The organism is Streptomyces sp. NPDC048659 (assembly GCF_040650575.1).
Lineage (GTDB): Bacteria > Actinomycetota > Actinomycetes > Streptomycetales > Streptomycetaceae > Streptomyces.
On the sequence record NZ_JBEZHM010000123.1, the window covers coordinates 1 to 6,330 of the forward strand.

The window sequence follows — 6,330 nt, forward strand, 5'->3', positions numbered from 1 at the left end:
ACCCGGCGGGGGCTGTTTCCATCGGAGAGGGCTCCTCGTCACTTCACCCAGGACGGTGGGCGCTTGGCCGAGCGGCGCTCGGCGGCGGGCAGCACCAGGTCCGTGACCGTGGTGTCCGCCCCGTACTCCTCGGTGCCCAGCCACAGTTCGAGCCGCTCCAGCGCCGGCAGGTCGCTGGCCGCGACGCCGCGCACCACCTCGGCGCCCAGCCCGCCGGTCTCCACCACCAGGGCGCGCAGCGCGCCGTGGGTCACCGGCGGGAAGGCGAGCCCGGTGCCGCCGCGCACGCCCAGCTCGCGCAGCGCCGGGTAGGCGGCGAGCAGCGGGGTGACGTCGGACTGGATGATCCAGGAGATCTCGCAGTCCTCGACGGTCATGTCGCCGAGGAACACCGCCTCCAGGCCGGTCAGCCGGTCGTTCGCCCCGACGAGCGCCTTCACGATCGCGGCGGACGAGGTGTCGTACGCCTCCTCCCAGCCGCCGACCACGACGGCCCGCACCGCCGTGGTGTCCACGGTCGCCAGGAAGCGCTCGAACAGCGGCTCCCAGCTCTCCTCCCCGGGGTCGGCGTACGTGGAAGCGGACAGCCGCCAGGCCACCGAGGCGGCCTCGGGCAGCTCGACCGCCGCTCCCGGGGCCGGGAACTCGAACACGGGCAGGCCGTGGAAGTCCCGCAGGTGATCCCCAATGGTCATGAGCGCTCCAGACGACGTCGTTTCGGGTGGTGCCAGAAGTTCTACCAAGCGGCACCGACAACGGGCGTGGCGGGCCCGGGTGGCGGGGCGGCGGCGGGATCATCGGTGCACCGCTGTTCCAGACCGCCGCTCCAGGACCGGTTCCCGGGACGGCCGTTCATGACCGCCGTTCCAGGACCGGGTCCCAGGACCCGGAGGAGGGGGCGCCCGTGCGCGTCCGTCAGTCCCTCGCCACCTTGCTGCTCGCCGTGGCCGCGCTGTTCGCGCCGCCGCCGCCCGCGGGAGCCGCCACACCCGGGCGGGACACCCCGCCGCCCGCGTTCACGATCTCCGGCGTCGACCTCCACGACGGCCAGCTCGCCAAGTTCGGCGACACGTACTACCTGTACGGCACGATGTACGCCTGCGGCTTCGAGTGGCTGGTCAGGAGCACCCCCTGGTGCGGCTTCGGCGTCTCCACCGCGCCCACGCCCCGCGGACCCTGGAGCACCCCCAGGCAGCTCTTCGACCCCACCACGGTCGACCCCTGGACCGACGACTCCTGGCAGGACACCTGCGGCTCCACCGGCCAGGGCTGCTTCAACCCGCGGATGATCCGGCGGTCCGGCTGGGGCCGCGACGACGGCGCCTTCGTGCTGTGGTTCAACAGCCCCCGGCACTACACCGTCGACAAACGGAACAATGCCTACAACGCGATGGGCTGCGCCTCCGCGGCCGGACCCTGCGGCCCCGGCGCCGGCCCCGACGGCTGGTACCGCAAGCCCGTGCTCCGGATCTGCGCCGGCAACGGCGACTTCGGCTTCCTCGACGCGGGCACCCCCGGCGACCCCCCCCGCCCTGGTCTGCACCCTGCCCGGCGCGGCGCAGCTCAACATCGAGCAGCTCGATCCGTCGGGGAGCGGCGGCAGCGGCGTCGGCGTCCGCAAGGTCGCCGGACTGCGCAAGGTCGAGGGGCCCGGCGGCTACTGGGACCCCGTCGCGCGCCTGTACGTGCTGACGTACGCCGACCCCGCCTGCGGCTACTGCGCGGGCACCCCGATCGGCTACGCCACCGCGCCCTCGCTCTACTCGGGCTGGGAGGCGCCGGGCAACGTCGGCTGGAGCGCGCCCGCGAACGGGCGCCGGGTCTTCGACGCCAACAGCTGCGGCGGCCAGCCCCGTACCGTCTCCGTCGTCGACGGCCGGCCCTGGCAGGTCATCGACCTCTGGCTCGGCACCCGCAACGAGGCCGCCGCCGCCACCCACCTGGTGCCGCTCGCCTACACGCCCAGGGCGGGCGCCGCCGGGGACGGCGCGGTGTGGCGCCCGCCGCTCGCACTCGCCTGCTGAGGTGAAGGAGGCGGGCGCGCCAGGAGTGGCGCTGCGCCGCCGGGGGCGGCGGCTGGTGGGATGTGCGCGCCGACCACCATCCCCGAAGGGACCCCTCCATGACGCCCCGTCACCCCGGAAGCCAGCCCGCCCGCACCTCCGTCCGCACCGGGCGCGCGCTCGCCGTCGGGGCCGTCCTCGGCGGGCTGCTGCTCGGCGCGGCCGCCCCCGCCGTCGCCGCCGTGCCGGGCAGCGCCGCCGGCCCGGCCCGCACGGCCGCCGCGCGGGCCGCCGCCACCACCGTCACGGTCAGCGGGAGCGGGCGGGCGTCGGCCGCGCCGGACCTGGCCGTGGTCTCGGTGGGCGTGGAGGCGACCCGGCCGACCGCCAAGGAGGCGATGGCCGCGCAGAGCGAGGCGGCCAAGGCCCTCCTCGCCGCGCTGCGCGCGCAGGGCATCGCCGACCGGGACGTGCGCACCGAGAGCCTGTCCCTCTCGCCCGTCTACACCCAGACACCCGAGGGCGAGAGCAAGGTGACGGGCTATCAGGCCGGGCAGAGCTTCTCGGTCAAGGTCCGCGACATCGACAAGGCCGGGCAGGTCATCGGCGCGGTCGGCGACGCGACCGGGGACGCGGGTCGGGTCAACGGCGTCTCCTTCGACGTCTCCGACCCGACCGCGCTCCGCGCGAAGGCGCGGGAAGCGGCCTTCCGCGACGCCCGCGACAAGGCCGCCCAGCACGCCGCGCTGAGCGGCCGGCGCCTCGGCCGCCTGGTCTCCCTCACCGAGGGCGACAGCGTCCGCCCCACCCCCGGCGCCCTGCCCAGCGCCCCCGCCGACGGCGGCGACAGCGTCCCCCTGGCCCCCGGCGAGATCGAGGAGCACGTGTCGGTGACGGCGGTCTACGAGCTGGTCTGAGGCGACGGGGGCGGGGGCGGGTACGGGGCTTGGTACGGGTACGGGGCTGCCCGGTCCGGCTCTTAGGGGTCCGGTATCCCGAGGTCCGGTATCCCGGGGTCCGGCGTCCCGGGGGCCGCCCCGCCCCCGCTCCCGCCCGCGCCCGGCAGCCCCAGCTCGCGGGCCAACGCCTCGTCCGCCCAGGACAGCAGGGTCGCGCGGGGGAGCGCGCCGGGGTAGGCGGTGGTCTGGACGGCCAGGCCGTCCAGGAAGGCGGTGAGCCGCCAGGACGTGCCCGCCGGGTCCGGGCAGGTGAACTCGCCGGCCGCCGCGCCCTCCGCGATCACCCGGGCCAGCGCGGCCTTCCACTCCCGGTCCAGCGCCCCGGCGACCTCCCGCAGCGCCGGTTCGCGCAGCGAGACCGCCCAGCCCTCGATCCACAGGCGCCAGCCCTTCGCCCGGCCGGTCGGGGCGTACCAGCGGACCGCCGCCCGCAGCCGGGGCAGCGCCGGGGCGGGCCGGTCCAGCACCCGGCGCAGCCGGACCAGGTCCTCCTCGGCCGCGTGCGCGAAGGCCGCCGCGACCAGCTGCTCCTTGCTCGCGAAGTGGTACAGCACCAGCGCGGCGCTGACCCCGAGGTCCGCCGCCACGTCCGCGATCCGCAGCGCCGCCACGCCCTGGGCCTCGATCCGGGCGACGGCCGCGCGCAGCAGCGCCTCGCGCCGCCGGGCCGGATCCAGCCGCACGCGCGCCACGTCAGTACCAGCCGTAGCGCTCGGCGATCTCCGGCAGCCGCGCCTCCACCAGCGCGTGCGCCGCCGCGCGCGGGCTGGTGCCGTCCGCCTCCGCGCGGTCCAGCACCTGCCCGACGAGCCTCCGCATCGCCCGCCTGACCTGCGCGAACGCCGCGTCCGCGTCGGCCTCGACATCGCCGAAGAGGGTCCACCACCACCAGGCGTTGGTGCCCGAGTTGACGACCACGTCCGGCAGCACCGTCACCCCGCGCGCGGCGAGCAGCCGCTCCGCCTCCGGCAGCACCGGCATGTTCGCGGCCTCCACGATCAGCCGCGCCCGCACCCGCTCCTGGTTCGCCGCGTCCACGGCGTACGAGACGGCGGCCGGCACCAGCACCTCCGCGTCCACGGCCACCCACGCGTCCCCGGCCTCCTCGCGGTCCCCGGGCCGCAGCGCCGCCCGGTCCACCGCCCCGTACGCGTCGCGCGCCGCGAGCAGCGCCTCGACGTCCAGGCCCGCCGGGTTCACGATCGTGCCCGCGACGTCGGCGACCGCGACCACCCGCAGCCCCGCGCGGGCCAGGAAGCGCGCGGTGGCCCCGCCCATCGTCCCGAAGCCCTGTACGGAGACCCGCGCCCCGGCGTACGGCGTGCCCGCCCGGTCCAGGGCCGTCAGCGCCGCCTCGGCCACGCCGCAGCCGCCGACCAGCTCGTCCAGGCCGATCCCGTCCACCTCCAGCGCGAAGGCGTCGGCGAGCCGCGCGCGGGCCGCCGCCTCGTCGTCGAGCAGCGGGTACACCGCCTGGACCGACGAGACCAGCCCCGCCTCCGCCGCCGCCCGGTCCACCAGGTCCTGGGTCAGCCCGAGGTCCTCGCCGGTGGTCCAGCAGCGCTCGACGTACGGGCGCATCGCACGCAGGTAGCGGACCAGCACCCCGTACGCCTCCGGGGAGCGCGGGTCGCAGTCGATGCCGCCCTTGGCGCCGCCCAGCGGCACGTACCGTGCGGCGGGGTCGTAGTGCAGCGCCTCCTTCATCGTCATCCCGCGCGCCAGCCCCGCGACCTCCTCGGCCGTGCACCCCTCGCGCATCCGCAGCCCGCCGCTGGCCACCCCGCGCACCAGCCGGTCCACGACCAGATACCCGCGGCGGCCGGTGACGTGGTCGGTCCAGCCGACGCTCAGCAGGGGGGCGGCGCTCATCGGCGTACTCCTCGGTACTCCCGGGTACTCCCGGCTTTACTGAATGACGGTTCAGTATCGCCGATCGTCCGGGCGCCGGACCCGGCGGGCCGCCCATAATGAAAAGATCCTCGACTTTCAGGAGGTCCTGTGACCGGCACTGGCCCCGACCACTCCCTGCGGGCACGGCTGCGCGCGCTGCGCCCCGAGGCATTCGGCGCCGACCCGACGGGCGAGCGCCTCGCGCGCATCCGCCGCTCCCCGAACTACGCGGACGGCGTCTTCCGGAACCCGGAGCGGGCCCGGCACCGGCCGTCCGGTTCCACGGTCGAGTTCGCGAAGATCTACTTCGAGAAGGAGGCACGGGCGCGCCGAGCCCCCACCGGCACGATCCCCGTCCACCCCACCACCCTCGCCGACCTGGCCCGCCCGCCCGCCTCGGGCCTGCGGATCACCTGGATGGGGCACTCCAGCGTCCTCGCCGAGATCGACGGCCGCCGGGTGCTCTTCGACCCGGTCTGGGGCGACCGCTGCTCCCCGTTCGCCTTCGCCGGCCCCAAGCGCCTGCACCCCGTGCCCGTACCGCTGGCCGCGCTCGGCCCGGTCGACGTCGTGGTGATCTCCCACGACCACTACGACCACCTCGACCTGCCCACCATCAAGGCGCTGGCCGGCACCGACACCGTCTTCGCGGTGCCGCTCGGCGTCGGCGCCCACCTGGAGCACTGGGGCGTGCCCGCCTCGCGGCTGCGCGAGCTGGACTGGAACGAGTCCACCGAGGTCGGCGGGGTGCGGCTGACCGCGACCCCGGCCCGCCACTTCTGCGGCCGGGGGCTGCGCAACCAGCAGCACACCCTCTGGGCCTCCTGGGTCGTCGAGGGCCCCGAGCACCGGATCTACCACAGCGGCGACACGGGGTACTTCTCCGGCTTCGCCGAGATCGGCGCCGCCCACGGCCCCTTCGACGCGACCATGATCCAGATCGGCGCCTACTCCGAGTACTGGCCCGACATCCACATGACCCCCGCCGAGGGCGTCCGCGCCCACCTCGACCTGCAGGGCGGCGCCCCGCACGGCGTCATGCTGCCGATCCACTGGGGCACCTTCAACCTCGCCCCGCACCCGTGGGCCGAGCCGGGGGAGGGCACCGTAGCCGCCGGCGCGGAGGCCGGGCAGGCGCTCGCGCTGCCGCGCCCCGGCGAGCCCTTCGAGCCGGGCGCGAAGGACCTGCCCCAGGCCCCGTGGTGGCGCGCCGTCGCGCAGCCGCCCGCCGGCGGCTGGGGCGGCCCGGACCCGGCCGGCCCGTCCGCCGCCCGGACCGGCGCGCACGCGAACGCGGGCGTCACGGACGCGGCGGACGCGGCGGGGGAGCGGCGCGCCGACAGCGGCCGGAGCGCACAGGAGACCGCGCCGACTCCCTAGGGCCAGCTGCCGTTGCAGCTGTAGATGGCGAGCTTGCCGATGGCCACCGGGTACTTGCTGGCGCCGTCGCCGTTGCACTCGACGGTCGCGCTCGC

Annotated in this window: 7 protein-coding genes; 3 read left to right on the top strand and 4 right to left on the bottom strand. The window is 76.3% G+C overall.

Annotated features, from left to right (window positions below):
* Nucleotides 1–38: 38 nt before the first annotated feature.
* Nucleotides 39–695, bottom strand: coding sequence for a hypothetical protein (locus AB0C99_RS39270; protein ID WP_362485253.1), 657 nt, complete (start codon nucleotides 693–695; stop codon nucleotides 39–41).
* A gap of 379 nt (nucleotides 696–1,074) precedes the next feature.
* Complete coding sequence (locus tag AB0C99_RS39275; protein ID WP_362485254.1) at nucleotides 1,075–1,278, bottom strand: hypothetical protein; 204 nt, start codon at nucleotides 1,276–1,278, stop codon at nucleotides 1,075–1,077.
* 98 nt (nucleotides 1,279–1,376) lie between these two features.
* Here AB0C99_RS39275 and AB0C99_RS39280 point away from each other — a divergent pair, with 98 nt between their 5' ends.
* Together AB0C99_RS39280 and AB0C99_RS39285 are read left to right on the top strand one after the other, a co-directional pair.
* A complete protein-coding gene (locus AB0C99_RS39280) occupies nucleotides 1,377–2,024 on the top strand; it encodes a hypothetical protein (protein WP_362485256.1) in 648 nt (215 codons plus the stop codon).
* Between the two features lie 98 nt (nucleotides 2,025–2,122).
* Entirely contained in the window at nucleotides 2,123–2,920 is a 798-nt protein-coding gene (locus AB0C99_RS39285; protein ID WP_362485258.1) for an SIMPL domain-containing protein, read from the top strand.
* A 62-nt stretch (nucleotides 2,921–2,982) separates the two neighbouring features.
* Here AB0C99_RS39285 and AB0C99_RS39290 read toward each other — a convergent pair whose 3' ends face one another.
* Both AB0C99_RS39290 and AB0C99_RS39295 read right to left on the bottom strand, forming a co-directional pair.
* Complete coding sequence (locus AB0C99_RS39290; RefSeq protein WP_362485260.1) at nucleotides 2,983–3,654, bottom strand: TetR family transcriptional regulator C-terminal domain-containing protein; 672 nt, start codon at nucleotides 3,652–3,654, stop codon at nucleotides 2,983–2,985.
* Nucleotide 3,655: 1 nt separating this feature from the next.
* Nucleotides 3,656–4,834, bottom strand: a complete 1,179-nt coding sequence (locus tag AB0C99_RS39295) for a Glu/Leu/Phe/Val dehydrogenase dimerization domain-containing protein (protein ID WP_362485262.1) — start codon at nucleotides 4,832–4,834, stop codon at nucleotides 3,656–3,658.
* 129 nt (nucleotides 4,835–4,963) lie between these two features.
* On the opposite strand from AB0C99_RS39295, the gene AB0C99_RS39300 reads away from it, so the two are divergent.
* Nucleotides 4,964–6,235, top strand: coding sequence for an MBL fold metallo-hydrolase (locus AB0C99_RS39300; protein ID WP_362485264.1), 1,272 nt, complete (start codon nucleotides 4,964–4,966; stop codon nucleotides 6,233–6,235).
* The last annotated feature ends 95 nt before the right edge of the window (nucleotides 6,236–6,330 follow it).

What these genes read in the sequence shown, in the direction of transcription:
- AB0C99_RS39270 (WP_362485253.1), bottom strand. Translation starts at nt 695, where the DNA reads ATGACCATTGGGGATCACCTGCGGGACTTCCACGGCCTGCCCGTGTTC.
- AB0C99_RS39280 (WP_362485256.1), top strand. Translation starts at nt 1,377, where the DNA reads ATGCCTACAACGCGATGGGCTGCGCCTCCGCGGCCGGACCCTGCGGCC.
- AB0C99_RS39285 (WP_362485258.1), top strand. Translation starts at nt 2,123, where the DNA reads ATGACGCCCCGTCACCCCGGAAGCCAGCCCGCCCGCACCTCCGTCCGC.
- AB0C99_RS39295 (WP_362485262.1), bottom strand. Translation starts at nt 4,834, where the DNA reads ATGAGCGCCGCCCCCCTGCTGAGCGTCGGCTGGACCGACCACGTCACC.